Genomic DNA, 24,229 nt, shown 5'->3' on the forward strand with positions numbered 1-24,229 from the left:
GACCTCGCAGCCCAACGGCTTTCGTACCCGCTGCGTATTGATGACCTATGGTGAACGAAACTCACTGCAAGCGGCACCAGCATTCGCCCGACAAGCTGCCGGCAAAGTCGCAATACGACCATGCGGCGACCAGTTCTCGTCCAGGTTTTCACGATTCGCTCAAGGCTCGGGGCTCTGCAGGTCCCGTCCTCGACAACAGCACCAATCCTGGTGCTAAATGTCTGCTGATGGTCCGTCCCGCCAATAACCGGAAATGGCGCGACAAGACCGGTTCTGGCAACTGGGCCAAACGGTGTGAAAGCCACGTGCGCCGCGAGTAGGACATCAATTCGTGCCAGTCGTTTTGCGGTCATTGTCCTATTCTCAACACCACTTTGCGCCCGTCGGAAAGGGTTCCCGTTCCTGTGCCAACCGGGGGTTGTCTGCTGGTCAGCGAGAACACGAATCGGGTTGAGAGTTGCCCGCAAACCATCGTTCCTTCTCCACGCGAGAAGGTAAGATTGGCAGTGGTCGTGCCTCGGCATTCGACCCCAGTGTTGGTCTGTCCGCGAATAGTACCGCGCCGTGTAATACTGTTGACGAAAGCCGTCCCGGAAAAGGAGAGCGTCCCATCAACAGTCTGACCGGAGACTGGTGCGGTGATGGTGAGCAGATTTTGCGCCTGCGCGTAGCCGGCAGCGTCTGCGACACCACAGGCAATCAACATTGTCGCCAAGGTTCCCCGGAAAGTACGTTGCATATGGACGGTTCCTTTGAGACCGCTCCTGCGAGGCTAAAGCAAATCCGCCTTCAAATCCGCAAATGCCGTTCAAAGAAATTGCAGACTGCTGCAGCGCCTTGCGAGCGTTCGGCATTAGGCATGAACGGTAGTGGTTTTCTGCCCTTTCACGGCGGTAACAGGGGTTCGATTCCCCTTGGGCGTACCAGCAATATCAAGCACTTAAACCTCTCCGGCCTGATTTCATCGAATATCCAACGAATAAAACCCCCGCAAATTTCCCTGAACGGATTCGTTGCTTTCCAAAGGTTTCCTGCGACTATCGGCAGGTCCACGCGACATGGATGAGGAAGCGCGAGCGCGCCGATGACAACCCGACCCGCCAACAGAAGATGGCCACAGGATATCGGTTTTTTCTTTTCGATAGCCTGCTTTTCGGCCGGCGTGGTGTTTACCTTTGTCCTCCGGAATCATGACGAGCCTTCTGACTCAAGCGTGGTTTGCACGATACTCCTGGTCATCATGGTCTTTTTTACCCGCTACGGTCGGGCCAAATTCGAGGACCATTTCAGGGGTTTCAAAGAGGCAGGCTGGACGGAGGAGATGATCATCCAGGTTGGGCGCGCTCAAGCCGCGATCGCTGGAATTATTTCACTGGTCTGCTTGATGACCATAGTCAAAAATTAACTCGTTCAGTAAGGCTTCTTCGGGCCCCGGCCTCTCGGAACTCGAATGCTGCTGACCCGTGGCAATGGGTTTAAAAAGAATTTCCTGCCTGGTGAAAAGCCCGCCACCGTGAGGCAGCGGGCATTCCGATCAGACTTCGCGGAATAATGATGGACCTGAGACGTTGTCGATAGAGAACACCCTACCAAAGGAGGTTATCGATATGCGCCTTTTCATCCTGTTTTCGGTATTACTTTTGACTGCCTGCATGACAGCACCACGCGGCGACGCTCCACCCCCAACCGCGTCTACATCGAGCGGGAGCAGTAGTGGCAGTGCCGGCGGTACTGGCGGTGGCGGCTACTAAAGACGCGATCGACACTCAGTTTTGGAAATCGCAGAGAACGTTAATCGCGCCGAACTGACCGCCCCAGCAAAAAAAGCCCGCCACCACCGGAGGCAGCGGGCCGCGCGATGCCTTAGCGAGGGTGCGAGAAGGCGCGAGAGCACCGGCACAAGCGGATCCTGGACGCGATGCGCGACAACGACATCGCGATCATCGGGCGCTAAGATCAGGGCGATCCTGCAAGGCCTCCGGCTTTGCGGGTTTGTTAATCCCGCCCGATCAGGACGCTTCCTGCACTTCCTCGACTTGTGGCGTCACGGGTGCAGGATTAATGACGTAGGTGTTCGAGGTCAGGTCGCTTGTAGATCGGATGATGATACCGTCGTCTCTTAATCGGGCAAACGTTGCCCTTGCGATACGCATGGGCTTGCCTTTGGCATCTGCGGCTGTGACTTTGTTCGACCAGGGAACGTGAGTGATGGTGTCAACGCGCTTGAGAAAGCGCTTTTCCCTCTCGGTCAACTCGATCACGCCCGTTCCTCCATATCGTTGGCAGCGTTTGGCTGGCCGGTAACGCCGATGATGCGACTCCGTTCCAAGGACCCACACGCCAAGCGCTCGCGCGGTGCACCAAATTGAGATCGTGTCTTGCTGCCGGTCATCGCCCGTCCTTTGCCTTGCCGTACGCATTCGGGATGGTGTCGGGCGTGTAGATCAGCCCGACTTTCTTGCCGCCGCACTTGGCGCATTTCAGCTTTGGAATGAGGTCATCCGCCATTGCCGGCGCGTCTGGACGCGGCAGCACCGCTTAGGGCTTTCGCGCCCTTGCGGGGCGAAGCTTGCGAGTCACTAGACGTTGCTCCACGATGACCATCATGCGAGGGGCACAGCAATCATGGCCACAAGGTTTCAGTCATCTGAGAGCCGCAGCTTTTGGGCAGGCATTATCCTGTGGTCAATTTTGGATTTTGCGATCGTCCTGGCTATAGCGTCGATGTGGAACGATTGGCCGGCCGCATTGGTGGTAGCCGCGGCAGCCACCATCGCAATTTGGTTGGCTCAAATGGTGCTGGCCCTCTACGGCTTCGCTCGCTACATGGCATACTTCTGGTTTTTTTGAGAGGGAGAGCCGAACTAGGGCAACGGTTGATCAGCTTGTTCAACTGAAATGCCGGCTCCCAATGAGCTTTACAACGACGTTGATGAATATCTGCTGTCGGCGGCAAACGATCCATCAACATCAAACGACGGCAGATTGTTTGCTGGAGCTACGCTCGGCATCTTGGAAGCCACAAGGAAGTTCGGACCCAGGGGCGTCGCTATCTCAACCGCTATGGTCATCGAAGAAAGCCTCCGCTGATATAGTCGTTTGAAGCTGGCTCAAGAATGACCGGCTGCCGAGTGCTTTGCCGTCACTGCGAACGCTCGACAGCAAACGTTGGCGCGTCATCTCCCTCGCCGGCCTAGAGAAATTCAACGACAGCAGAAAGAAGTCGCTCGGCCACGATCCTATTCATGGCCAGCTCAATCGTGCCGCTGTCGGTCTCCAGTTCGAGCAGTCCGATCAGCGGATCGGCCGACATCCATGTGGTGTCGGCGGAGAGCAGTTTGGTGAATCTGGTTTTGCTGGGCTTGCGTTTCATGGTGCCTCCATCGGCTGGAAGAAGCTTCCGGGGGCAGTGTTCGTTCGAATGATGCTTTTCCGTTGCCTTTGAGCGCAAGTTTTTGGTCAGCCAGCACAGCGCCTCCTCTTCAGCTCGCTGGTGGTCAAGGCCCGGCGGCCGGCTGATGGTCACCCCTAAAGGGCTGCCGGGCCGCTAGAACTTGCTCAACGGATGGCGCGGACTTCATGACCCGGATTAGGACCAACAACCACACCAGCGGCATCCTCTTTGGCGAGGTGCTATATCATGCCGATCCCGAGCACCCGCCGCCATCCTATGTGTCGCAATATGGGGTGCAGGAAGATGAAACGGCTAATCAAATACGACCCTAAGCGCCACATGCGCTACGATCCGGACCTGCTGCCCCGCACGGGGCACAGGTACAAGCCAGCCAAACCGGCCCACGATGCCGTATGGTGGCCCAATGTCATTTCGGTAATTGCTATTGCCGGTTTCTTCTTCCTCACGTTCATCTGGAGCTGACGATGCTACCTTTTGTGCAGGCAGATGTTCTCTCAGGCAGGCCGCTGCTCAGCCATTTGTGCAAGAAGTTCGTACCAGCGAGGCATGGCGAAGGTCTTCCAGACGCCGGCTGCGTCCCTAGACTTACGGCGGTAGCCTAAATGGAGCCTTTCGGGAACGGTGTCTTCCAGTGAGGCCGCTTGCCTACTGCGAGAGCTTTTCGCGCGGTTGGATTGTCCAGTTTCGCATCTTTTACGGTTTTCGGCACTTCGCCCTCCAACACAACTCGGAACAAATATGAACCAAATATCCGTCCGAGTTTGCCGTAGTTCGCTTTGGTTCGATTATCACCAAGTATGTGATATTGCATGGCTTTTGGATACCGGGAAAAACTCGGAAAGAGTGTCGGCCCCTCTCACGGCGGGACAGGGTTCGATTCGCCTTGGGCGTACCAAGTCTCGAAAACATTTGCGTATACGGGTATCGAAGTCGGTCACGGCCGGCGTCGCCGCTTCTGGCGCGGCGCCCTCAATTGAATTAGCATCGCGTCATGTAACCATGGGCCGAGGGTCTAGGGCGCTGCGCAGAACGCCGCCGGGGACGAATCTGTCGCCCAGCGAATAGATCGACGCTCTTCCCGGGGACGCGGAGATCATGGGAGGAGGGCCAAATGCAAAAACTGCAATCGCAAGGCGTCCATCACATCACGCTGGTCGGCGCCGGGCGCCAGACCTCGATCGATTTCTGGGAAGGCGTGCTTGGCATGCCTTTCATCTTCGAGCAGCCCAATCTCGACAAGGCCAGCGAAAGCCACCTCTATTTCGATCCGGGCGACGGCCGGCTGATCACCATCTTCACCGACGAGAGCCGCACGCCGGTCAAACGGCGTACGCCGACCGATCTGGGCTGCGTCCATCACATCGCGTTTGCGGTGTCGCGGGTCACCTTCCTGCAGGCGGTCGCCCGGCTCGACGAGCGCGCCATCAAGCACAGCGGCGTCAAGGATCGCGGTTTTATGGATTCGATCTATTTCGAGGATCCGCTCGGCCTGCTGATCGAGCTCGCTTCCTACCGTTTCGAGCCGCCGGCGGGCTTCACCCATGCCGACGTGCTGATGCAGGCGCACAAGCTTCGCGTCGCGCGCGGCGACTACGCAATCGCCGAAGTGCATCTCGCCGACGCGATCCAGGCGCTGGTCGAGCGCTCCCGTGCGACCTTATCGGAAGACCGCGCGCCGAAAAATCCATACTGACGACAGGCCAAAAAAGGGAGGAACACAATGGCAAAGACGACCACGAAAAGTGCGAAGAAGCCGGCCGCCAAGGCCGCTACGAAACCAGCTGCCAAGGCGACAAAGCCTGCGGCCAAGGCGTCAGGCGCTTCCGCCAAGTCGGCAACGAAAGCCGCCGCAAAACCTGCAGACAAGGCGTCCGCGAAATCGGCGCGGAAGACCAAGGCGAAATCAGGAAAGAAGTCTGCACTGATGCTCAGCATGCTGAAGCCGAGCGTCAACAATATGAGCGTACGGGTGTTTGCGCGCGCGGCCGGGCTCGACCATTCCGAGACCGACGTATGGGGCCACACGCGCTCGCCCGAGTATATGGCGCGAAACCCGGCCCATCTGACGCCGATGATCGAGGACAAGGGCCTGCCCAGGGGCGTGTTGTGGGAAAGCTGCGCCATCATGCAGTATCTCGCCAACAAGCACGGGCTGGAGAAATTATATCCCAAGGCGCCGGCCAAGCGGGCGATGATCGACAGCGCCATGTTCTATCTGATCGGCACGCTCTACCCCTATGTGGCGCGCGCCACCTATCCTGCGCTGAATTTCCCGCAATATGCCGGCGAGGTCGGCCACAGCGACGCTCATCCCGACAAGAAGGCGGAAGCCCAGAAGGCCGCTATAGCAGCGATAGCCGAGCCGCTGGAGGTCTTTCACAGCTTCTTCAGGAACGGCAAGCCGTTCATCGGCGGCAAGAACCCGTCGATCGCCGACATCCGCCTGGCGGCGACGCTCGAATTCCTGGCCGCCATCGACTACGCGCTGCCCCAATGGGCGAAGGAGTACATGACGGCGATCGAAAAGAAGCTCGGCAAGGCCTATGCCGAGCCGGCGGCCGACGTGCGCGGCTATATCGCCCATGTGAAGTCGCAGGCCGGGGCGTGAGGCTTTCACTCTCACGGTTTTGCTTGCCCAGGCCGATCTAAACCGAGCCCGAGGGCCCGCCGCCTTTTACCGGACGTAAGAATGTTTGAAGCGTCGACGAAGGAGCGACGGTTGACCTGCGGGCATCGATCCCGATGATGGGGCCAGCGCGGGTGGCGTCCATGGAAGGACTATATATGACCCGCAAACTACCCTTATTCGCCGCGTTCGGCCTGGCGCTTGCTGCCCTGGCGGCGTGTGACCAAACTCAATCGGGGGGAACGCAGGCGACGACCGCTGGCCAATTGCCGCCACCTCCAGCCGACACGATGACGCCGGCACCCGCAACCCCGCCAGCTCAGACAGCCCCTGTTCAGTAGCAGATCGTCGTTTTCAAAAAGGAACCCTCGCCCCGAGAGGCGGGGGTTCGCTTTTGCCATTTCAGCTGCAAAGCGGTGCGGCATGACTGATGCTGCGCTTGTCGTTCAGGGACCGAACATTACAAGCTCGGTGAACGACAGATCTCCAAGCGAGGGTGGTCTGGGACCCCTAAAATATTTCAGCCCGCTGTTGGCGCGGTACCACCCGAACAGACCTCCAATCGGCTCCCTGGCGTCGACGACGCAAAGCAGGATGCCGCTTCGCAAGAGAAAGCGCCCGATGGCACCGGCGCACCGGCTCAAATCCGCGAGGGAGCGGCAATAGACGATCTGATAGGATGGGATAAGACCGCGCAATATCCGGCGCGGCATCAATACGAAAGGAAACGCTGCTCCGTCGCAAATGCAAATCAATGACCGGCAGCCAAGTGCTGAGTGTTCCGAGAGTATGTATCTCTCGCTGTCGGACAGCATCGCCATTTCCGCAAGATCGGGACGAGCTTCAAGCACGCGACATGACCGCTGCGCCGAACTAAAAGCCGGCAAGAAGGCAAATTGTCCGGTGGTGAAGGGCCGAAAACCGAGCGCCCAGTTGGCTTTCAACGTTGCTGGCGCCGGCGAAATATTGGTGTAGGTCACGTCCCTTCGCTTGAGAATCGTCGTGACCAATTTGGCGCCATAGGGACGGAATTCTGCATCGACGGACCAGCTTGAAAGGTTGCAGCGGACTTCGTCGCCTTCCTGCCCGGGATAACGGGTATAAAGGGTCAGCACAACGCCGACGATCCGATCGGCCTTCTCCAAGGCCAAGCCGTATTGTGGGAACTCGGCGACGGGAGGCCGCTGCGACAAACGGGTCAGCGCCTGTATCCAGTAACTCCGGTCACGCTTCGGAAACCCCCGGCGCAGGCAGTCGACCACTCCTTGCCAATCTGCTTCGCGAATTGGTCGACAGTGAACGCCAGGAGGGAGAGCGCCAAGCACGGCCATAAGTCGACTTCCAGAATAGGCTAAAGCGCGTTGCGGCTGAACGGATCCAATGCGACGCGCTTTAAGTTCTTGTTTTTATGCATGTCGTTATCGCAAAAACGCTGCGCAGCCTCGGGTCAGGCCCGAGGGCATGCTTTTGCGCGATATGCATCTTCGATATGCCTCATACGCTAACACGTTGGTGTACAACGATTAATAATATGTGCCGCATTTAAAGACGACTTTCTGCACTGATCACGAAGACGCAAATCAGATTGGCCACGACGCGTCGACGAGCGGTTCCCGTCGGTTAAGGATTCGTTAACCAAATCCCTATCTACTGGTCGGCAATTCACCTCCAACCCGTGACCACGGATGTACTGGCGCGGTCGAGGTGGAAGGAAAGGTCAGCCATGTGCCGGCCTTTTTGTCTCGAGGGCTATTGTCGTCGGGAAGCCGCGGCTTCAAGCGCAGCGGCACGCTGATCGGGCCGCCGATTCAGCCAAGCGTTGTTCGGTGGCGTCACCTCGAGCGATCAGACCGGTTCACCAGATATCAGTATTGCCCGCGTCTCGCATTGACATGGCGTGCCAATTCCGGCGTCTCGAAGACGTAGTCGCTCCAGGCCGATTCCGGAATCTGACCGGCCAGATAGCATTCCAGCAAAAGACGTTGCTCAGGACTGAGAGGTCTCGGCGCGCGCTCATGGTCCATTCTCAGCGAGTGAAACAGACTTCTGGGCGAGTGAAGCAGATTTCCGGGCAAGTGAAACAGATTTCTGGTCACGTCCGAGACAGTGAAGTGGATCGACATGTGTTCGGTCTCCTTTGACCATCCAGCGCCCAGGGATCGGGATCGATCTCCGCTCCGCTGCCTTCGGTTCGGAAAGGACCATGCGCCAAATCAAAACGCTACAGCGTGTGTTGTGCGTCCAAAGCGACGCGCGGCGCTGCAATGGCTGTTTAACGTCGAAGGCCGGATAAGGTTCAACGCGGCTGGCGGTAACGCCGATCAGGCAGCCGAAACCCACCAGGTCGGCTCATGCTCTCGGCCTGCGCGTCTGACCGAACCGCTGCGGCAGCTGCGCAGCAACGTTTTCAAGGCGGCCGGCTGGCTATTCGCAGACCATGCGGACCCGTTTTCCGGGTTGGCTGACGTTCCTGCAGGTGAGCGGTTTCGCCGGCTCGGATGACGGCGTCGGCGGCTGTTTGGCAATCCTGGCGATTTTCCTTCTCGGCGCCGCGGAGGTGTCGATTTTGCGGGCCGCCGCTGTTTCAGGCGTTTCGGGCGCCGCAGGAAAGATATCGGTCTGCAGCAACTGAGGCCGTTCGGCTTGCGCCTGCTGCGGCGGCCGGTCCCAGAACCGCCGGACATCGAGCGGCCTTGGAATGACGACGGTGCCGTCGTAGCTGCGCGAGCAGCCGCCCCCTAGCAGCAGCATCGGGCACACGAAAAAAGGCAGGATCCGTCGCAACATCGGCAACACCCTTGCGGGATCTATAACGCGGCTTCGGTTCTACCGACAACCGTCGGAATACACTGCGGGCAAGGCTAGCGCATGACCCGGAGAATCGGAATCGATTTCGCTGGGGATCATGCGCAAAAATCAAAGTGCCGCAGCGTCCCTGGCGCGACTTTGGCGCGATTGGGGGTCGGGCATGGACGATTGCCTGCCCAAGCCCATCAGCCCTAAGCCCATTAGCCAAGGGGCGCCTTGCTCGAAAAGGTCCGCGGACGGGGAAATCCAGCGCGGGATAGCCACGTCGGCCTATCGGGTCCAGCCGATTCGGCGACGCTTTGCGACAAGACTATGGTGCGATCGCACCATACCAAAGCATGCGTCCGGTTGGAACAATAAGCGCATTCGAGTTCCGCTCCTCCAGTTACGGGCGGGAGCAGCGACCGCCGGCAAGAAGCAGGGTCAGATTTACCCCAACGGACCTGCTTCGGCGATGGCACGGCCGTGACCTCCTTGGCCGCATGCAACGCGCTCCCGCCCGGATTTTCTTTTTCGGCGCCAATTGTTCGCCCGTCCAGGCAAATGCCGGCCGCAATTCGCGCAAGCTGCTGATTCCAGCGGCAAACCACGGCTGTACCGGCAAGACCCGCGGCCCTTCCTTTTGACAGGGCTGTGCGGCGGTTACCGGGCTGACATCAAACTGTCATGTGACTGTAATAATCGGGGGCTATGGCCTCAGCGGGCGCCGAAGGAATGGCGCCCAGAGACCATTTTTCCGAACAGGAGCAGGCCACATGAAGAAATTCCTCCTTACGGCGTCGGCCGCGGCGCTTGCGCTCGCCGCGTCGGCTGGTTATGCCGCCGCGCGCGACCAGATTCAAATCGTCGGTTCGTCCACAGTGTTCCCCTTCACGACGGCTGTCGCTGAAAAGCTCGGCCAGAGCGGAAAGATCAAGACCCCGGTCGTCGAGTCGACTGGCACCGGCGGCGGCATGAAGCTGTTTTGCCAGGGCGTCGGCGAAAATACCGCCGACTTCACCAATGCCTCGCGCGCCATCAAGGATAGCGAGCTTAAAACCTGCAAGGCAAACGGCGTGACGCCGGTCGAGATCAAGGTCGGCTTCGACGGCATCGTACTGGCCAACTCGAAGGCAGGGACTGTCGTCGATCTGACCAAGGAACAGGTTTTCAAGGCGCTCGCCAAGAACGTCGCTGTTGACGGCAAGGTCGTCCCCAACCCCTACAAGAACTGGTCGGATGTCGATGCATCGCTTCCCGCGACAAAGATCGAGGTGCTTGGCCCGCCGCCGACTTCCGGCACGCGCGATGCATTCGTCGAGCTCGTCATGGATGCGGCCTGCCAGGAAGAAGTGAAGGCGGCTAATGAAAAGGGCTGCGGCGAGATCCGCGAAGACGGCGCTTTTGTCGAGGCCGGCGAAAACGACAATCTGATCGTCCAGAAGCTGGAAGCCAACCCCAATGCCTTCGGCGTCTTTGGCTTCTCGTTCCTTGACCAGAACGCCGACAAGCTGCAGGGCCACAAGGTCGATGGCGTCGAGCCGACTTTCGAGAACATCGCATCCGGCGATTACGGCGTTTCCCGCTCGCTCTTTGTCTATGCCAAAAAAGAGCATGTCGGTGTCATCCCCGGCATGCAGGAGTTCATCGCCGAGTACACCTCGGATGCTGCATGGGGTCCTGATGGTTATCTGGCCGACAAGGGCCTGATCCCGCTGCCGGACGCCGAGCGCGCCAAGTCGGCCGAAAACGCCAAGGCCCTGAAGGGCATGGGCTCCTGATGTTTCGGGGTCCGAGCCTACCGCTCTGACCCCTCATATCCTAAAGCACAAAGCGCGGGACCATAGGTCCCGTGCTTTGAGCCGGTGAATGACCGGCGGTCGAGGGGACGTCCCGAATCATGGTCGGTTATCTCGTTGTTCTTCTGGTGGTTCTGGCCGCGGCGGCCTATTGGATCGGCCGGACCCGCGCCATTGCCAGTGTCAATGGCGACGTCGCGCGACTGCATTCGCTGCCTGGCCAGCATGGCATGTTTCTGGCGCTTTTTGCCGCCGGTCCCGCGCTGCTTGCGATCGTGTTGTGGTCGCTGGTAACGCCAGGAATTGAATCGTCGATCGTTACCGACCGCTTCTCCTCCGAGTTGTCGGGAATGGGCGTCCCGCAGGTCGAAGCTTTCATCCGCGACGCTCGCGCGATGGCCTTTGGCGGGCTTGTCGGCTTTGCCGATCCGACGAAAGAGGCGGCCGCCGCCCTCTACAAATCGGTCCATGCGACCAGCACCTGGATCATCTGGACCGTCGCACTCGTGCTTTCCGCGTCCGGATTTTACTGGGCCTATTCACGCATCGCACAGGCCTACCGGGCGCGCCACGTGGTCGAGCGCGTTCTTCGCGCTTTCTTGATCGCCTGTTCGGTGGTCGCGATCCTGACGACGATCGGCATCGTCCTGTCGCTGATCTTCGAGTCGCTGCGGTTCTTCCAACAGGTGCCGTTCTACAAGTTCCTGTTCGGCACGCATTGGTCGCCGCAGAGCGCCTTCACCGGCGCGGGAGCGGAGGCCGGGGCGGTCAACGAGGACATTTTTGGCATGGTGCCGCTCTTTGCCGGCACGTTGCTCATCACCTTCATCGCCATGCTGGTGGCTGCGCCTATCGGGCTGATGGCTGCGATCTACCTTTCGGATTACGCCTCCAAAAGCGTCCGCGCGGTCGCAAAGCCGGTTCTGGAAATCCTCGCCGGCATTCCGACCGTCGTCTACGGCTTCTTCGCCGCGCTGACGGTTGCGCCCTACTTCCGCGGTATCGGCGAAAGCCTGGGCCTCAACGTCGCGTCTGAATCCGCGCTCGCCGCAGGCGTGGTCATGGGTATCATGATCATTCCCTTCGTTTCCTCGCTTTCCGACGATGTGATCAACGCCGTTCCGCAATCCCTGAGAGACGGTTCTGCCGGCCTCGGCGCGACCAAGTCGGAAACCATCCGCAAGGTGGTCCTTCCCGCTGCCCTTCCGGGCATCGTTTCGGCGATGCTGCTTGCCGTCAGCCGCGCAATCGGCGAAACGATGATCGTGGTCATGGCGGCGGGGCTGGCGGCAAACCTCACGGCAAACCCGCTCGAAGCGGTCACCACCGTGACCGTGCAGATCGTGACACTGCTTGTGGGCGATCAGGAGTTCGACAGCGCCAAGACGCTTGCAGCCTTCGCACTCGGCCTGGTGCTGTTCTGCATCACGCTTACCCTCAACATCGTGGCTTTGCGCGTCGTCCAGAAATACCGAGAGCAATATGACTGATGCGATCTCGTCATTCGGCGCCGTCGGACGGCCGGTCAGCGTTCATACCGACGATGCCGCGAAGGCGCGGCTGAAGGGCCGCTACCGCACGGAAAAATGGTTCAAATGGCTTGGCGCTGCAGCTGTCGCGTTGGCCGGCTTGTTCCTTGTGCTGCTCCTGTCGACGATCGTCACGCAGGCGATTCCGGCGCTGCGGCAGAACTATGTGACGCTGCCGATCGATCTTTCAGCGGCCAAGGTCGACCCGGCGAAACTCGACGAAGTGAACTACGACGCCATCGCTCAGGAAGCGCTTACGGCAAAATTTCCGGATGTGAAGAGCCGCCAGGACAAGCGCCTTCTGCGCGGGCTGATTTCCACCGGCACAGGCGTGTTCCTGCGCAAGGATATTGCGGCTGATCCGGGGATGCTCGGAGGAACGGTGGACTATGCGGTTCCACTTGACGATTTTGCCGACCTCTATCTCAAGGGTTTGCTTGCCGACGTCGGTTCGGACGAAGCGATTTCGACAAGCGTCACGCCTTCGGAAACCAGCGGCGACATCGATCTGACCTTCGGCGACGATGCCATGCTGGCGCTGGCGCGCGGCCATGGTGCGACCGAGGGCGAAAACGGCATGTTTACGCTGACGAGCGGCGCGTCGTCGCTGCTGGTCGCGTTCAATGGCGGCACGGTCAAGCTGACCTCGCTGTCGTCTGCGGCCAACGGCACGGTGATCGCAAAAGGCACGGTGATCGAGGCGCTGGACAGCACGGCGCCCGCCGCGAGCGGCCAGGCATTCCTGCGCGTCATCGAGACGCCGGAAGCATCGCGAAAGATTTCGGACAAGGTGATCGTCTGGCTCGACACGCTGAAGAGCGCCGGCCTGATCGAAAGCCGGTTCAACTCGATCTTCTTCTTCACCGGCGCAAGCCGCGAGCCGGAATTGGCTGGTGTCTGGGGCGCGGTCGTCGGATCGTTCCTGACCATGATCGTAACCCTCGCAATCGCCTTCCCGATCGGCGTTTCAGCGGCGATCTATCTTGAGGAATTTGCGCCCAAGAACCGGCTGACGACGATGATCGAAGTGAATATCAACAATCTGGCGGCGGTGCCTTCGATCGTCTTCGGCCTGCTTGGACTTGCCGTATTCCTGAATTTCTTCGGCATGCCGCGCTCAGCCCCGGTGGTCGGCGGCATGGTGCTGGCGCTGATGACCCTGCCGATCATCATTATCGCCTCGCGCGCTTCGCTGCGCGCCGTGCCGCCTTCGATCCGCGAGGCGGCGCTTGGCATCGGAGCGTCCAAGGTCCAGACCGTATTCCATCACGTCCTGCCACTGGCGATGCCGGGCATCATGACCGGCACCATCCTCGGAATGGCGCATGCGCTCGGCGAAACCGCGCCGTTGCTGATGATCGGCATGGTCGCCTTCATCGTCGACATTCCCGGCGGCTTCACCGATCCCGCGACGATCCTGCCGGTGCAGATTTTCATGTGGGCGGATTTCCCGGAAGCGGGGTTCCAGCAGAAGACTTCGGCGGCGATTTTGATTTTGCTGGTGTTTTTGGTCATCATGAATGCCATCGCGGTGATACTGCGCAGGCGCTTCGAGCGGCGCTGGTAAGGAGTAGAGGATATGAACATCATGACGGAAGCCGGCGTCGAGCAGAAACTGAGCAGCGCAACCAACGCCCCTTCGATCAAGATGAAGGGCGAAAAGGTCTCTGTTCACTACGGCGAGAAGCGAGCTCTGTTCGACGTCGATCTCGATGTCCGCGAGCATCAGGTGACGGCGTTGATCGGGCCATCGGGCTGCGGCAAGTCGACGTTCCTGCGTTGCCTGAACCGAATGAACGACACCATCGATATCGCGCGGGTGAGCGGCAAGATCACGCTCGACGGCGAGGACGTCTACGATCCGAAAATCGATGTCGTCGAGCTGCGAGCTCGCGTCGGCATGGTATTCCAGAAGCCGAACCCGTTTCCGAAGTCGATCTACGAAAACGTCGCCTATGGTCCGCGCATTCACGGCCTGGCCAGGACCAAGGCCGAGTTGGACGGCATCGTCGAATCGAGCCTGAAGAAGGCCGGCCTGTTTAACGAGGTCAAGGATCGCCTACTCGAGTCGGGAACCGGTCTGTCCGGCGGACAGCAGCAGCGTCTGTGCATTGCGCGCGCCATCGCCGTGTCGCCGGAAGTGATCCTGATGGACGAGCCCTGTTCGGCGCTCGATCCAATCGCCACCGCCCGCGTCGAGGAACTGATCGACGAACTGCGCCAGAATTATACGATCGTCATCGTCACCCATTCGATGCAGCAGGCGGCGCGCGTGTCGCAACGCACGGCGATGTTCCATCTCGGGTATCTGGTCGAGGAGGGCGCGACCGACAAGATGTTCACCAACCCCGACGACAAGCGCACCCAGGACTACATCACCGGCCGGTTCGGCTGAGCGGTCCGGCGAATTTCGAACACGAGGACAGCACCATGGGTGAACACACCGTCGCATCTTTCGACGAGGAACTGGAGCACATCGACAGGCTGATCCGCGACATGGACGAGCTCGCCGCCGCAATGGTAGCGGCCTCGATCCGCGCGCTGCTTGCGTCGGACAATGCGATGGCGCAGCGCGTCGTCTCGGACGACGCCATCATGGATGCGCGGCAGCGCGAACTCGATGACAGCGCCATCACGCTGATCGCCAAGCGGCAGCCGATGGCGCAGGATCTGCGCGCCGTGGTTGGCGCAATCCGCATGGCGGGCGATCTCGAGCGCATCGGCGATCTGGCCAAGAACATAGCCAAGCGGGTCAGCGCAGTCGGGCAGAGCGCGACGCCGCGTAATCTGTCGCACGGTATCGACGCGATGGCGGACCTCGTTCTTGTGCAGCTGCGCGGCGTGGTCGAGCACTATGTGTCGCGCGATGCCGGCGCGTTGAAGGAACTGCGCGCCGACGACCAGAAGATCGACGTGAAATACACGGCGGTTTTTCGCGAGCTCCTGACCTACATGATGGAGGATCCGCGCAACATCACCGCGTGCACGCACCTTCTGTTCTGCGCCAAGAATCTCGAGCGTATCGGCGATCACGTCACCAACATCGCCGAAAACGCCTACTTTGTCGTGACCGGGCAGCAATTGCCGGCGGACCGCCCGAAGCTCGACGAAACGACGATGTCGGCGCCGGCGACATGACAGGAGTAACCGGCCGATGATCGCGCCGCGCATCATGGTGGTGGAGGATGAAGAGCCGCTGGGCGTCCTCCTCCGTTACAATCTTGAATCCGAAGGCTATCAGGTCGAGGTGGTGACGCGCGGCGACGAGGCCGAAATCCGGCTGCAGGAAAACGTGCCCGATCTTTTGGTGCTCGACTGGATGGTGCCGGCGGTTTCCGGCATCGAGCTTTGCCGGCGCCTTCGGGTGCGCCCCGAAACCGAGCGGCTGCCGATCATCATGCTGACCGCGCGCGGCGAGGAGAGCGACCGGGTGCGCGGCCTTTCGACCGGAGCCGACGACTATCTGGTCAAGCCGTTCTCGACACCGGAATTCATGGCCAGGGTCAAGGCGCTGCTGCGCCGCGCCAAGCCCGAAGTGCTGTCCAGCGTGCTCAAGGTCGGCGACATCATGCTCGATCGTGAATCGCACAGGGTCTATCGCAAGAAGAGCGAGATCCGGCTCGGGCCGACCGAATTCCGGCTGCTCGAATTCATGATGCGCCACCCGGGCCGGGTCTTCTCGCGCAGCCAGTTGCTCGACAATGTCTGGGGCGAGACGATCTACATCGACGAGCGCACGGTGGACGTCCATGTCGGCCGGTTGCGCAAGGCGGTCAACAATGGTCGCATGCCCGATGTCATCCGCACCATCCGCGGCGCGGGCTATGCGATCAGGGAAGACTAGGGGATGTGCTGATATTCAGGTGATGCCGGCCTGCGAACGGCTGATACCTGCGCTTACCTACAGCGCCGCGCACCCTGTTGGGCACGCAAAGGACGCTGTAGAACTTTGATTTTGCGCACGACCTTTCCGAAATCGATCTCGATTTCGGGGTCATGCGCGGGCTCACGTACCCAAAAGTACGCTCCGCTCCGGTTCTCGGAACCCACCATTCTCGACTCGGCCTGACCTGAATCTCAACACACCCCAAGTCGCGACCCGGGAATCCTTCAAGCCACGTTCTTTCCGACCGAGCCGGCTCGTGCCTGGATGCTCGGCGCGAAAATCTCCTGATCGACGAAGCTTAGCGCCCGCATGGCGCAGCCTTCGCGTATCAGCGGCAGCTCGTTCGGCTCGGTGTCGAAGGAAATCGAACCCGAATGCTGGCCGCCGGCGGTCTGGGCGATGGCCTCGCGCAGGGCCGGCTCGATCAGGTCGAAGGCGGCAGCGCTGGCGCCGACCATGGCCACCGGCGCCGGATCGATCAGCGCAAACAGGCTGCCGAGCCCGAAGCCGAGCGCCTCGCCGGCCTTGCGGTAGGCTTCGCGCTCCGGTCCGTCCATCTCGCGCGCCCGGGCCGCCAAGGCCCGCATGTCGGCGTCGCTGACATCGGCGACCGGCTCGGCGTTCTCGCTCAACAGCCTTGCGTTGCGCCAGATGGCGTAGTTGCCGGCATAAGCCTCGACGCAGCCGCGCCGCCCGCAGCGGCAAAGCGCGCCGCCCGGCCGATGGATCATGTGGCCGAATTCGCCGCCTGAGGAGTGGGTGCCGGTGAACAGCTCGCCCTTCAGCACCAGCCCCATACCGATGCCGTGCGAGAGCAGGATGGCGATGAAATCGTCGCGGTAGCGATCCGGGTGGCGCCAGCGCAGCGCCACGGCCATCATGTTGCAGTCGTTCTCCATGATGGCCGGGATGCCGAACTCGCGTTCCAGAATGTCGGCGAAGGCGATGTTCGTCTGCGGCGTGATCGGCGACCACAACATGGCGCGCGCGTGGGAATCGGTGATGCCCTGGATCGCCAGCGCGATGCGGGCGACGCTTTGGACATCGAGGTCGGGATCTTCGAGCCGGCGCCGGACGATGGCGACACATTCGTCGATCAGCGCGTCACGCGACATGGTCAGCGTGTCCAGCCGGCGCTGTTCCTCGGCGACCACTTGTCCGGCATAATCGATGACGGCGACCGACAGGAAATTCAGCGACAACACGACGGCCAACACCGCAGCGGCTTGCGGATTGAGGCTGAGGCCGACCTGCGGCCGGCCGCGTTTCAGCGAAACCGTCTCGCTCGCCTTGCTCTCGGCCAGGATGCCTTCCTGGATCAGGTCGGCAGAGATCGCCGATATGGTCGAATGGCTGAGGCCGGTGGTCGCGGCGATCTCGGTCCGCGACGGCTGGCCTGCCCGGCGCACGGCCGAAATCACCATCGCCCGGTTGCGCCGGCGCAGATCGTCATGACGGATTCCCACCGACATTTTTTGTTTCCTCCTCATTGCCGCGGCCGCTCATGAATCGGAAGCCGTCGGTATGTCGGACAAATACTGGCAGAAGCAAAAGGGGCTGTCATTATTTATTCCGAGCCTCGAAAAAATCTCGACAGGACGTCAAAATCCATCAGAAATGTGTTGACAGTGCTTCGGCCTTGGACCAGTATTTTTTCGAGGCTCGAAAAAAATAGAGCCTTTGTGCCGGCCTTCGGGCCAGTTGGTCGCGCCCTACGCGGCGCAGGGAGGAATATCATGAAGAGATTCGCAGCCGCCATTCTGGCGGGGGTCGCCATGTCGCTGACGCTCGCGTCGGCCGCGCAGGCCAAGGACAAGGTCATTGGCGTTTCGTGGTCGAACTTCCAGGAAGAGCGTTGGAAGACCGACGAAGCCGCCATGAAGGCGGCGATCGAGGCCGCCGGCGATAAATATATCTCCGCTGACGCACAGTCCAATCCCGGCAAGCAGCTGACCGACGTCGAAAGCCTGATCTCGCAGGGCGCCAACGCGCTGATTATCCTTGCGCAGGATGCCTCGGCCATCGGTCCGGCGGTGCAGAAGGCGCTGGACGAAGGCATTCCGGTCGTCGGCTATGACCGGCTGATCGAGAACAAGGACGTCTTCTATCTGACCTTCGACAACCAGGAAGTCGGCCGCATGCAGGCCCGCGAAGTGTTCAAGGTGGCGCCGGAAGGCAATTACGTCTTCATCAAGGGCTCGGGCGCCGACCCTAATGCCGATTTCCTGTTCGCCGGCTCCATGGAAGTGCTCAAGGATGCCATCGACAGCGGCAAGATCAAGAATGTCGGCGAGGCTTATACGGACGGCTGGCTTCCCGCCAACGCCCAGAAGAACATGGAACAGTTCCTGACCGCCAACGACAACAAGGTCGATGCGGTGGTTGCCGCCAATGACGGCACCGCCGGTGGCGTCGTCGCGGCGCTGACGGCGCAAGGCCTGGCCGGATCCGTCCCGGTTTCGGGCCAGGACGGCGACCATGCCGCGCTGAACCGTATCGCGCTCGGCACACAGACCGTATCGGTGTGGAAAGACGCGCGCGAGCTCGGCAAGAACGCCGCCGAGATCGCCTCGCAGCTGGCCGACGGCAAGCCGATGACAGACATTGCCGGTGTCAAGGATTTCACCACGCCGGGCGGCAATGTCGTCAAGTCGCTGTTCCTGACGCCGATTGCCATCACCAGGGACAATCTCAACGTCGTCATCGACGCCGGCTGGATCAAGCAGGAAGAGGTCTGCGCCGGCGTGGCGGCGGGCACCGTCCCGGTCTGCAACTGATCCGCCTTCGCCAAAAAACTTGAAACGCCGCGGCTTCACGCCGCGGCGTTTTTTCAAAAGAGTTGTTTTTCCGCGTCTCGCGGGTAATTTCTAAGCTGCTTCCGGCATCCGCGGCAGACGGCAACGGTGGGAGGACATCATGACCGACACGATTTCCAACACGCCGGTTGCTGACCGGGCGCGTGAATCCGAGCTCAGCCCCTTCGGCCGCTTCCTCAAGGCAACCGAGCTCGACATACGCATGCTCGGCATGGTCGGCGCGCTGCTGATCATCTGGGTTGGAATCCACATCCTGTCGGGTGGGCTTTTCCTCACGCCGCGCAATCTCTGGAACCTGTCGGTGCAGACTTCCTCGGTCGCGATCATGGCGACCGGCATGGTGCTGGTCATCGTGATGCGCAACATCGATCTTTCGGTCGGCTCCGTCGAAGGCGTCATCGGCATGGTGATGGGCGTTGCGCAGGCAGAATTCCTCATCCGCGTCATGGGATTCCAGCTTGGAAATCCCTGGATATGGGTCATCGCACTGGCTGCCGGCGTGGTGCTCGGCCTCATGATCGGCGCGCTTCAGGGCTTCATCATCGCCTATCTCGAGGTTCCGGCCTTCATCGTGACGCTGGGCGGCCTGCTGATCTGGCGCGGCATGGCGTGGCTGATGACGAGCGGGCGCACCGTCGCGCCGCTCGATGCCACCTTCCAACTCATGGGTGGCGGGCCGCGTGGCTCGATCGGGGCGACCGCGAGCTGGATCGTCGGCATTCTCGCCTGTGTGGCCGTCGCCTTGATGCTGCTCAACGGCCGGTCGCAGCGCAAGCGCTTCAAGTTTCCGTTGCGCCCGGTCTGGGCGGAGAGCCTGCTTGGTGTTGTCGCCTGCGCCGCCATCCTCGGCGCCGTCTGGATCGCCAATTCCTATCCCTGGCCGATCGGCATCGTGCGCCAATACGCCCAGCGGAACGGCATCACCATCCCCGAAGGCGGGCTGTTCATCGCCCATGGCATCGCCATACCGGTGCTGATCGCGGTCGCAGTCGGCATCGTCATGACCTTCATCACCCGGCGCACCCGTTTCGGCCGCTACGTCTTTGCCATCGGCGGCAACCCGGAAGCGGCGGAACTCGCCGGCATCAACACGCGCTGGGTGACCATGAAAGTGTTCATGATCATGGGCGTTCTGGCCGCGATCAGCGCGGCAATTGCTTCGGCCCGCCTCAATGCGGCGACCAATGCGCTGGGCACGCTGGACGAACTCTTGGTCATCGCAGCAGCCGTCATCGGCGGCACGTCGCTGGCCGGCGGCTCCGGCACGGTGCTCGGCGCCATGCTGGGCGCGCTTCTGATGCAGTCGCTGCAGTCCGGCATGGTGTTGCTCGGCATCGATTCGCCGCTTCAGAGCGTCGTCGTCGGCGCCGTGCTGGTCGTCGCCGTCTGGCTCGACACAGTCTACCGCAAGCGGGTCTGAGCATGATCCCGAGCCGAAGGTCCGCGTCAGCGAAAAGTGGACATCCGTTTCGGTCCAGCATCATGCTCGGCAAAACCATGGAAAGGAACGATCATGGCTGACACGACTGCTCCCACGCCACTGATCGACATGCGCAACATCTCGATTGCCTTCGGCGGCATTCGCGCCGTCGACGATGCGTCGATCGACCTTTTCCCGGGCGAGGTCGTGGCGCTGCTCGGCCACAACGGTGCGGGAAAGTCGACGCTGATCAAGATCCTGTCCGGCGCCTACAAGCGCGATTCGGGCCAAATCTTCGTCAATGGCGAGGAGGCTTCGATCGCCAATCCGCGCGACGCCAAGAAATACGGCATCGAGACGATCTACCAGACGCTGGCGCTCGCCGACAATGTCGACGCCGCCGCCAACCTGTTCCTCGGCCGCGAGCTGATGACCGGCTGGGGCACGCTCGACGATGGCGCCATGGAGGCCGAGGCGCGCAACGTGATGGGCAGGCTCAATCCCCGCTTCCAGCGATTCAAGGAGCCGGTGGTCAAGCTTTCGGGCGGCCAGCGGCAGTCGGTGGCGATCGCGCGCGCCATCCTGTTCAACGCCCGCATCCTGATCATGGATGAGCCGACGGCGGCGCTGGGACCGCAGGAAACGGCGCAGGTCGGCGAACTGGTCATGCAGCTCAAGGCCGACGGCATCGGCATCTTCCTGATCAGCCATGACATCCACGATGTGTTCGAGCTTGCCGACCGCGTCTGCGTCATGAAGAATGGTCGGGTCGTTGGCACGGCGCGCACCGGCGACGTGACCCAGGACGAGGTGCTCGGCATGATCATTCTGGGCAAGTGTCCGCCAGGCGCCATACCGGGGCCAGGCGCGCTGAAGATCGCCGCCTGAAGCGTCAAATACCTGTCACGTGATATGCCAGCCGTCATGATGGTTTGGCCGCGCCATTGTGTTGCCACGGGGACTTGCCCATAAGATGGGGAACCATGGGTCGCAGCCGCAGCTTGAAGAAGTTCTTCCCGATCGTCGCTTTCATCGCCGTCGCGCTGATCAGCCTGACAATGGCGGGATTCGCCTATTTCGCCACCCAGGAAGCGGCGCGCATCAAATTCGAGGCGACGGCGGACGACGCCCTCAACCGGATCGATAGCCGCATCGACCTGCATCTGTCACTGCTGCGATCGACACATGCGCTGTTCGAGGCTCGCAATGGTGACATTTCGCGGGGCGAGTTCAAGGCGTTCTTCGATGCGCTGGGTATCAACGACAATTTCGCCGGCCTGCGCGGCATCGGCTTTCTCCGGCTGTTGAGAACCGGCGACGAGGCAGCGGTCGAGCGTGCTATCCTGCACGACTATGGCGTCAGCGATGCGATCTATCCGGCCACGACGACGCTGCCATGGCGTGCGCCCATCACGCTGTTCGAGCCGCTGGACCCTTCCAATCAATCCGGCATCGGCTACGACATGTTCACTGAACCGGTGCGGCGCGAGGCGATCGAAAGGGCGATGGCCGACAACCAGCAGCACGCGAGCGGGCGCGTGCAGCTAGGCCAGGAAACAGGTGCTGCGCAGACCTTCACCGGCTTCCTGGTCTTCGTGCGGCTCAACATCGAAACCGCGGCGGACGGCATCGATGCGTCCAGATCCTCGACAACAGGCTTGCTTTATGCGGCGTTCCGCGCCCGCGACCTGTTCCAGACCGCGCTCAGCCGGACGCCGCTGCTGCCGGTCAACATCGAAATCTATGACGGCAGGGTGGATGCCGACCATCTTTTGTTCCAGTCGGAAACGCCGCCGGCGTCGAGCTTCGGCGACAGGTTGCTGGTTTCTCGCGAACTCACCATCGCCGGGCGTCCATGGACCGTCCTGTTCAGGCCGACAAGCGCCTTCTCGCAACCGTCCTCGCGCGCCATTCCGGTGATGCTCGGCCTGTTCGGCCTGCTGCTCGCGGGAACCATCGCGCTGGTGGCCCGCTATCAGGAGCGGGCCTATGACGCGGTCTCGCTGCTTCATGAGACGACGGAAAAAAGCCTGCTCGAAAAAGACCTGATGCTGCAGGAGATGAAGCACCGCATCAAGAACTCGATCACACGGGTGCTGGCGATTGCGCGCCAGACGGCGTCGCACGCCACCGACGTCCACGAGTTCTCGTCCTCTTTTTCGGCTCGGCTGCAAGCGATGGCGGCTTCTCAGGACATGCTGACGCGCTCGCGCTGGCAGAAGGCCGATCTTGGCGATCTCTTGCGCATCGAGCTTGGCCAGGTGTTCGGCAAGGAGCTTCCTGACGGGATATTGTCGGGGCCAGAGGTGTTGCTCGACGAGACGACGACGCAAGCGCTCGGCCTGACCTTTCACGAACTGGCGACGAACGCGCTAAAATATGGCGAAACCGGCAATTCGGCCATTACCAGGAACGGCGACTGGTCGCTCAAGGTCGACTGGTCGGTCGAAGGCCACAGGAGCGACCGAACGCTGGTTCTCAATTGGCGCGAAGCCGGCAAGAAGAAGCTCGAGCCACCGGTCAAAACAGGTTTTGGCACCAAGCTGATCGATCTGAACGTGACGCGCGAATTGCGCGGTACGATCAATCGCGATTTTCACGATAGCGGGCTAAGCGTGGAAATCAGGATCCCGCTGTCGGACTGAAACACTGCCGCAAACCGACCGATTTCGAAGGCGCCCAAATGTAGCGCCCCAAATACAGCGTCCCAATACAGCGACCAAGTAAAGAGAGACCGGCCCGTCCGGTCTCCGCGTCCAATGCCTCCTGCGTTTGAAACGGATCAGCAGCGCGCCGTAAACAGACGGCCACGGTTGTCGCGGTACTGGCAATAGCCATTGCGCAGGTTGCGCACCAGCAGGCCGGTACCGGCACCGATGGCTGCGCCCACCAGCGCACCCTTGCCGCCGTCAATCAGGCCGCCGGCCAGAGCGCCGACACCGGCGCCGACGCCGACATCCTGCTCGGTGGTGCTGCAACCGCTGACCGCGATTGCGGCAACCATGGCAATAATCATCTTCCGCATAGGGTCACTCCTCGCCTTTGTCCTCACTTGTAACTCCGCCCGTCATTTATCACGCGAAAAAGCGATTTGCCCTGCTCGATTTTATTGTTGGCTAAGAGAATCTTTTTCGGGGCGCGCGCCGCTCGAGGCAAGCTCGAAGTCGGAAATCTCCACGGAAGCGTCGAGGGTGCCGTCCGGGCGTACGTTCCAGACGATCCGGTCGTAGTCATCCTCAAGTGCCGGATCGACGGAAAGGCATTTGGCAATGATGCGCGGAGCCTGACCCTGCACATCGCCCATGGCAAACGGACGCGCCGCGGTGCACTCCTGAGCGGTTTCGAAAACGCTCACCGATACGGGCAGTTCGCGGCACTCGGTCATCGTGTTCGAACAGCCGATGACCAGCAGCACGGCAGCGATATGTTCCATGGCGACGGTCCTCCCGCCATAGAACGGGCCACATCCGCCAAAGTTCCGGCGATACAGGCCCGCGCGACCATGGAGAACAGGCCGACATCAGGCAAGCACGAGCCGCCGGCCGCTTTGCGTCCGACGCTTTGCTTTAAATTGTTATCGCAAAACCGCTGCACACCCTTGGTTCAGGCCCGAGGGGCTTGCTTCTGCGCGAATGCATCAGACCAACTGGAACGCGGCGGCCAGGACGACCACTGCAGCTAGCCCGATTGCGGCGAGGCCGGGAATCGGCAGGGAATCACGGGGCGACCGCATTGCGGATGCTTCGGGGTCCTGAAACCCGCTCATCGAAACGCGTGCGGCCTGTTCCAGCCTGTTGATGTCGGCAACCGTCAAAGCCATTTCTCCCGTACTGCGCAGCAAACTGCGATCGAAAACGTCATGCGGAGTGGTGCCTGAGAAAAACAGCATCGAACCTTATGGTGAACAGATGGTTAAAGCCGGCGCGGCCGGTATCCCCACCCCTCTTGGCC

Annotated in this window: 26 protein-coding genes and 1 tRNA gene; 17 read left to right on the forward strand and 10 right to left on the reverse strand. The window is 61.0% G+C overall.

Annotation, left to right across the window (positions count from 1 at the left end; all coding sequences use genetic code 11):
- Positions 1–47 precede the first annotated feature (47 nt).
- Positions 48–320: a hypothetical protein gene (locus AC0L2K_RS23275; RefSeq protein WP_128246019.1), complete on the forward strand. Its 273-nt coding sequence runs from the start codon at positions 48–50 to the stop codon at positions 318–320.
- 29 nt (positions 321–349) lie between these two features.
- On the opposite strand, the gene AC0L2K_RS23280 is transcribed toward AC0L2K_RS23275, so the two are convergent.
- A complete protein-coding gene (locus AC0L2K_RS23280) occupies positions 350–739 on the reverse strand; it encodes a hypothetical protein (RefSeq protein WP_128246020.1) in 390 nt (129 codons plus the stop codon).
- Between the two features lie 124 nt (positions 740–863).
- Here AC0L2K_RS23280 and AC0L2K_RS23285 point away from each other — a divergent pair.
- Positions 864–926 (forward strand) — tRNA-Ser (locus tag AC0L2K_RS23285).
- Positions 927–1,084: 158 nt separating this feature from the next.
- Entirely contained in the window at positions 1,085–1,405 is a 321-nt protein-coding gene (locus AC0L2K_RS23290) for a hypothetical protein (RefSeq protein ID WP_473532426.1), read from the forward strand.
- 604 nt (positions 1,406–2,009) lie between these two features.
- On the opposite strand, the gene AC0L2K_RS23295 is transcribed toward AC0L2K_RS23290, so the two are convergent.
- Positions 2,010–2,261 carry a hypothetical protein gene (locus tag AC0L2K_RS23295; protein WP_128181854.1) on the reverse strand — a complete coding sequence of 84 codons (252 nt, stop codon included), beginning with the start codon at positions 2,259–2,261 and terminating at the stop codon, positions 2,010–2,012.
- Between the two features lie 364 nt (positions 2,262–2,625).
- On the opposite strand from AC0L2K_RS23295, the gene AC0L2K_RS23300 reads away from it, so the two are divergent.
- The gene (locus AC0L2K_RS23300; protein ID WP_128246022.1) at positions 2,626–2,850 is read left to right on the forward strand and encodes a hypothetical protein; all 225 of its coding nucleotides are present in this window, start codon (positions 2,626–2,628) and stop codon (positions 2,848–2,850) included.
- A gap of 343 nt (positions 2,851–3,193) precedes the next feature.
- Here the strand turns inward: AC0L2K_RS23300 and AC0L2K_RS23305 are convergent, their stop codons facing one another.
- Entirely contained in the window at positions 3,194–3,373 is a 180-nt protein-coding gene (locus AC0L2K_RS23305) for a hypothetical protein (protein WP_128246133.1), read from the reverse strand.
- A 324-nt stretch (positions 3,374–3,697) separates the two neighbouring features.
- On the opposite strand from AC0L2K_RS23305, the gene AC0L2K_RS23310 reads away from it, so the two are divergent.
- From AC0L2K_RS23310 to AC0L2K_RS23320, 3 genes are all read left to right on the forward strand, one after another.
- A complete protein-coding gene (locus AC0L2K_RS23310; protein ID WP_192356397.1) occupies positions 3,698–3,877 on the forward strand; it encodes a hypothetical protein in 180 nt (59 codons plus the stop codon).
- 649 nt (positions 3,878–4,526) lie between these two features.
- Entirely contained in the window at positions 4,527–5,108 is a 582-nt protein-coding gene (locus AC0L2K_RS23315; protein ID WP_128246025.1) for a VOC family protein, read from the forward strand.
- A 27-nt stretch (positions 5,109–5,135) separates the two neighbouring features.
- Positions 5,136–6,023 (forward strand): glutathione S-transferase family protein, encoded by an 888-nt coding sequence (locus tag AC0L2K_RS23320; RefSeq protein WP_473532427.1) that lies wholly within the window; start codon positions 5,136–5,138, stop codon positions 6,021–6,023.
- 464 nt (positions 6,024–6,487) lie between these two features.
- Here the strand turns inward: AC0L2K_RS23320 and AC0L2K_RS23325 are convergent, their stop codons facing one another.
- From AC0L2K_RS23325 to AC0L2K_RS23335, 3 genes are all read right to left on the reverse strand, one after another.
- Positions 6,488–7,372, reverse strand: a complete 885-nt coding sequence (locus AC0L2K_RS23325; protein ID WP_473532428.1) for a hypothetical protein — start codon at positions 7,370–7,372, stop codon at positions 6,488–6,490.
- 534 nt (positions 7,373–7,906) lie between these two features.
- Positions 7,907–8,164 (reverse strand): hypothetical protein, encoded by a 258-nt coding sequence (locus tag AC0L2K_RS23330; protein WP_128181848.1) that lies wholly within the window; start codon positions 8,162–8,164, stop codon positions 7,907–7,909.
- A 301-nt stretch (positions 8,165–8,465) separates the two neighbouring features.
- Positions 8,466–8,792 (reverse strand): hypothetical protein, encoded by a 327-nt coding sequence (locus AC0L2K_RS23335; protein WP_473532429.1) that lies wholly within the window; start codon positions 8,790–8,792, stop codon positions 8,466–8,468.
- An 812-nt stretch (positions 8,793–9,604) separates the two neighbouring features.
- Between AC0L2K_RS23335 and AC0L2K_RS23340 the strand changes: the two genes are divergently transcribed.
- The 6 genes from AC0L2K_RS23340 (at position 9,605) to phoB (ending at position 16,000) form a co-directional block, all read left to right on the forward strand.
- Positions 9,605–10,609 (forward strand): PstS family phosphate ABC transporter substrate-binding protein, encoded by a 1,005-nt coding sequence (locus AC0L2K_RS23340; protein ID WP_091593258.1) that lies wholly within the window; start codon positions 9,605–9,607, stop codon positions 10,607–10,609.
- A gap of 119 nt (positions 10,610–10,728) precedes the next feature.
- Positions 10,729–12,117 (forward strand): phosphate ABC transporter permease subunit PstC, encoded by a 1,389-nt coding sequence (pstC, locus tag AC0L2K_RS23345; protein ID WP_473532430.1) that lies wholly within the window; start codon positions 10,729–10,731, stop codon positions 12,115–12,117.
- A complete protein-coding gene (gene pstA, locus AC0L2K_RS23350) occupies positions 12,110–13,723 on the forward strand; it encodes a phosphate ABC transporter permease PstA (RefSeq protein ID WP_128170870.1) in 1,614 nt (537 codons plus the stop codon). Before pstC ends, pstA begins: the two co-directional genes overlap by 8 nt.
- A gap of 12 nt (positions 13,724–13,735) precedes the next feature.
- Positions 13,736–14,551: a phosphate ABC transporter ATP-binding protein PstB gene (pstB, locus tag AC0L2K_RS23355; protein ID WP_091593253.1), complete on the forward strand. Its 816-nt coding sequence runs from the start codon at positions 13,736–13,738 to the stop codon at positions 14,549–14,551.
- 35 nt (positions 14,552–14,586) lie between these two features.
- Complete coding sequence (gene phoU, locus AC0L2K_RS23360) at positions 14,587–15,294, forward strand: phosphate signaling complex protein PhoU (RefSeq protein WP_023797095.1); 708 nt, start codon at positions 14,587–14,589, stop codon at positions 15,292–15,294.
- Positions 15,295–15,310: 16 nt separating this feature from the next.
- On the forward strand, positions 15,311–16,000 hold the full coding sequence (gene phoB, locus AC0L2K_RS23365) for a phosphate regulon transcriptional regulator PhoB (RefSeq protein WP_031254097.1): 690 nt from the start codon (positions 15,311–15,313) through the stop codon (positions 15,998–16,000).
- Between the two features lie 266 nt (positions 16,001–16,266).
- On the opposite strand, the gene AC0L2K_RS23370 is transcribed toward phoB, so the two are convergent.
- Positions 16,267–17,514: an ROK family protein gene (locus AC0L2K_RS23370; RefSeq protein ID WP_473532431.1), complete on the reverse strand. Its 1,248-nt coding sequence runs from the start codon at positions 17,512–17,514 to the stop codon at positions 16,267–16,269.
- A gap of 264 nt (positions 17,515–17,778) precedes the next feature.
- On the opposite strand from AC0L2K_RS23370, the gene xylF reads away from it, so the two are divergent.
- From xylF to AC0L2K_RS23390, 4 genes are all read left to right on the forward strand, one after another.
- Positions 17,779–18,819, forward strand: coding sequence for a D-xylose ABC transporter substrate-binding protein (xylF, locus tag AC0L2K_RS23375; protein WP_091593248.1), 1,041 nt, complete (start codon positions 17,779–17,781; stop codon positions 18,817–18,819).
- A 139-nt stretch (positions 18,820–18,958) separates the two neighbouring features.
- Positions 18,959–20,278 carry a sugar ABC transporter permease gene (locus tag AC0L2K_RS23380; RefSeq protein ID WP_023797100.1) on the forward strand — a complete coding sequence of 440 codons (1,320 nt, stop codon included), beginning with the start codon at positions 18,959–18,961 and terminating at the stop codon, positions 20,276–20,278.
- 93 nt (positions 20,279–20,371) lie between these two features.
- Positions 20,372–21,166: an ATP-binding cassette domain-containing protein gene (locus tag AC0L2K_RS23385; RefSeq protein ID WP_473532432.1), complete on the forward strand. Its 795-nt coding sequence runs from the start codon at positions 20,372–20,374 to the stop codon at positions 21,164–21,166.
- A gap of 113 nt (positions 21,167–21,279) precedes the next feature.
- On the forward strand, positions 21,280–22,923 hold the full coding sequence (locus AC0L2K_RS23390) for a CHASE domain-containing protein (RefSeq protein ID WP_473532433.1): 1,644 nt from the start codon (positions 21,280–21,282) through the stop codon (positions 22,921–22,923).
- 137 nt (positions 22,924–23,060) lie between these two features.
- Here the strand turns inward: AC0L2K_RS23390 and AC0L2K_RS23395 are convergent, their stop codons facing one another.
- The 3 genes from AC0L2K_RS23395 to AC0L2K_RS23405 all read right to left on the reverse strand — a co-directional run bounded on the left by AC0L2K_RS23395 (position 23,061) and on the right by AC0L2K_RS23405 (position 24,098).
- Entirely contained in the window at positions 23,061–23,303 is a 243-nt protein-coding gene (locus AC0L2K_RS23395; protein WP_027153471.1) for a YMGG-like glycine zipper-containing protein, read from the reverse strand.
- Positions 23,304–23,384: 81 nt separating this feature from the next.
- Positions 23,385–23,711, reverse strand: a complete 327-nt coding sequence (locus tag AC0L2K_RS23400) for a hypothetical protein (RefSeq protein ID WP_473532434.1) — start codon at positions 23,709–23,711, stop codon at positions 23,385–23,387.
- 204 nt (positions 23,712–23,915) lie between these two features.
- Complete coding sequence (locus AC0L2K_RS23405) at positions 23,916–24,098, reverse strand: hypothetical protein (RefSeq protein ID WP_287238242.1); 183 nt, start codon at positions 24,096–24,098, stop codon at positions 23,916–23,918.
- Positions 24,099–24,229 lie beyond the last annotated feature (131 nt).

Source organism: Mesorhizobium sp. WSM4817 (genome assembly GCF_055811135.1).

Bases quoted from the DNA above. Each gene is read 5' to 3' on its own strand.
- AC0L2K_RS23325 (WP_473532428.1), bottom strand. From the start codon at position 7,372: ATGGCCGTGCTTGGCGCTCTCCCTCCTGGCGTTCACTGTCGACCAATT.
- AC0L2K_RS23370 (WP_473532431.1), bottom strand. From the start codon at position 17,514: ATGTCGGTGGGAATCCGTCATGACGATCTGCGCCGGCGCAACCGGGCG.
- phoU (WP_023797095.1), top strand. From the start codon at position 14,587: ATGGGTGAACACACCGTCGCATCTTTCGACGAGGAACTGGAGCACATC.
- AC0L2K_RS23335 (WP_473532429.1), bottom strand. From the start codon at position 8,792: ATGCTGCTGCTAGGGGGCGGCTGCTCGCGCAGCTACGACGGCACCGTC.
- AC0L2K_RS23315 (WP_128246025.1), top strand. From the start codon at position 4,527: ATGCAAAAACTGCAATCGCAAGGCGTCCATCACATCACGCTGGTCGGC.
- AC0L2K_RS23305 (WP_128246133.1), bottom strand. From the start codon at position 3,373: ATGAAACGCAAGCCCAGCAAAACCAGATTCACCAAACTGCTCTCCGCC.
- pstC (WP_473532430.1), top strand. From the start codon at position 10,729: ATGGTCGGTTATCTCGTTGTTCTTCTGGTGGTTCTGGCCGCGGCGGCC.
- AC0L2K_RS23395 (WP_027153471.1), bottom strand. From the start codon at position 23,303: ATGCGGAAGATGATTATTGCCATGGTTGCCGCAATCGCGGTCAGCGGT.
- AC0L2K_RS23400 (WP_473532434.1), bottom strand. From the start codon at position 23,711: ATGGAACATATCGCTGCCGTGCTGCTGGTCATCGGCTGTTCGAACACG.
- AC0L2K_RS23340 (WP_091593258.1), top strand. From the start codon at position 9,605: ATGAAGAAATTCCTCCTTACGGCGTCGGCCGCGGCGCTTGCGCTCGCC.
- AC0L2K_RS23290 (WP_473532426.1), top strand. From the start codon at position 1,085: ATGACAACCCGACCCGCCAACAGAAGATGGCCACAGGATATCGGTTTT.
- pstB (WP_091593253.1), top strand. From the start codon at position 13,736: ATGAACATCATGACGGAAGCCGGCGTCGAGCAGAAACTGAGCAGCGCA.
- AC0L2K_RS23405 (WP_287238242.1), bottom strand. From the start codon at position 24,098: ATGGCTTTGACGGTTGCCGACATCAACAGGCTGGAACAGGCCGCACGC.
- AC0L2K_RS23330 (WP_128181848.1), bottom strand. From the start codon at position 8,164: ATGTCGATCCACTTCACTGTCTCGGACGTGACCAGAAATCTGTTTCAC.
- AC0L2K_RS23380 (WP_023797100.1), top strand. From the start codon at position 18,959: ATGACCGACACGATTTCCAACACGCCGGTTGCTGACCGGGCGCGTGAA.
- pstA (WP_128170870.1), top strand. From the start codon at position 12,110: ATGACTGATGCGATCTCGTCATTCGGCGCCGTCGGACGGCCGGTCAGC.
- AC0L2K_RS23385 (WP_473532432.1), top strand. From the start codon at position 20,372: ATGGCTGACACGACTGCTCCCACGCCACTGATCGACATGCGCAACATC.
- phoB (WP_031254097.1), top strand. From the start codon at position 15,311: ATGATCGCGCCGCGCATCATGGTGGTGGAGGATGAAGAGCCGCTGGGC.
- AC0L2K_RS23310 (WP_192356397.1), top strand. From the start codon at position 3,698: ATGAAACGGCTAATCAAATACGACCCTAAGCGCCACATGCGCTACGAT.
- AC0L2K_RS23320 (WP_473532427.1), top strand. From the start codon at position 5,136: ATGGCAAAGACGACCACGAAAAGTGCGAAGAAGCCGGCCGCCAAGGCC.
- AC0L2K_RS23280 (WP_128246020.1), bottom strand. From the start codon at position 739: ATGCAACGTACTTTCCGGGGAACCTTGGCGACAATGTTGATTGCCTGT.
- AC0L2K_RS23300 (WP_128246022.1), top strand. From the start codon at position 2,626: ATGGCCACAAGGTTTCAGTCATCTGAGAGCCGCAGCTTTTGGGCAGGC.
- AC0L2K_RS23275 (WP_128246019.1), top strand. From the start codon at position 48: ATGGTGAACGAAACTCACTGCAAGCGGCACCAGCATTCGCCCGACAAG.
- xylF (WP_091593248.1), top strand. From the start codon at position 17,779: ATGAAGAGATTCGCAGCCGCCATTCTGGCGGGGGTCGCCATGTCGCTG.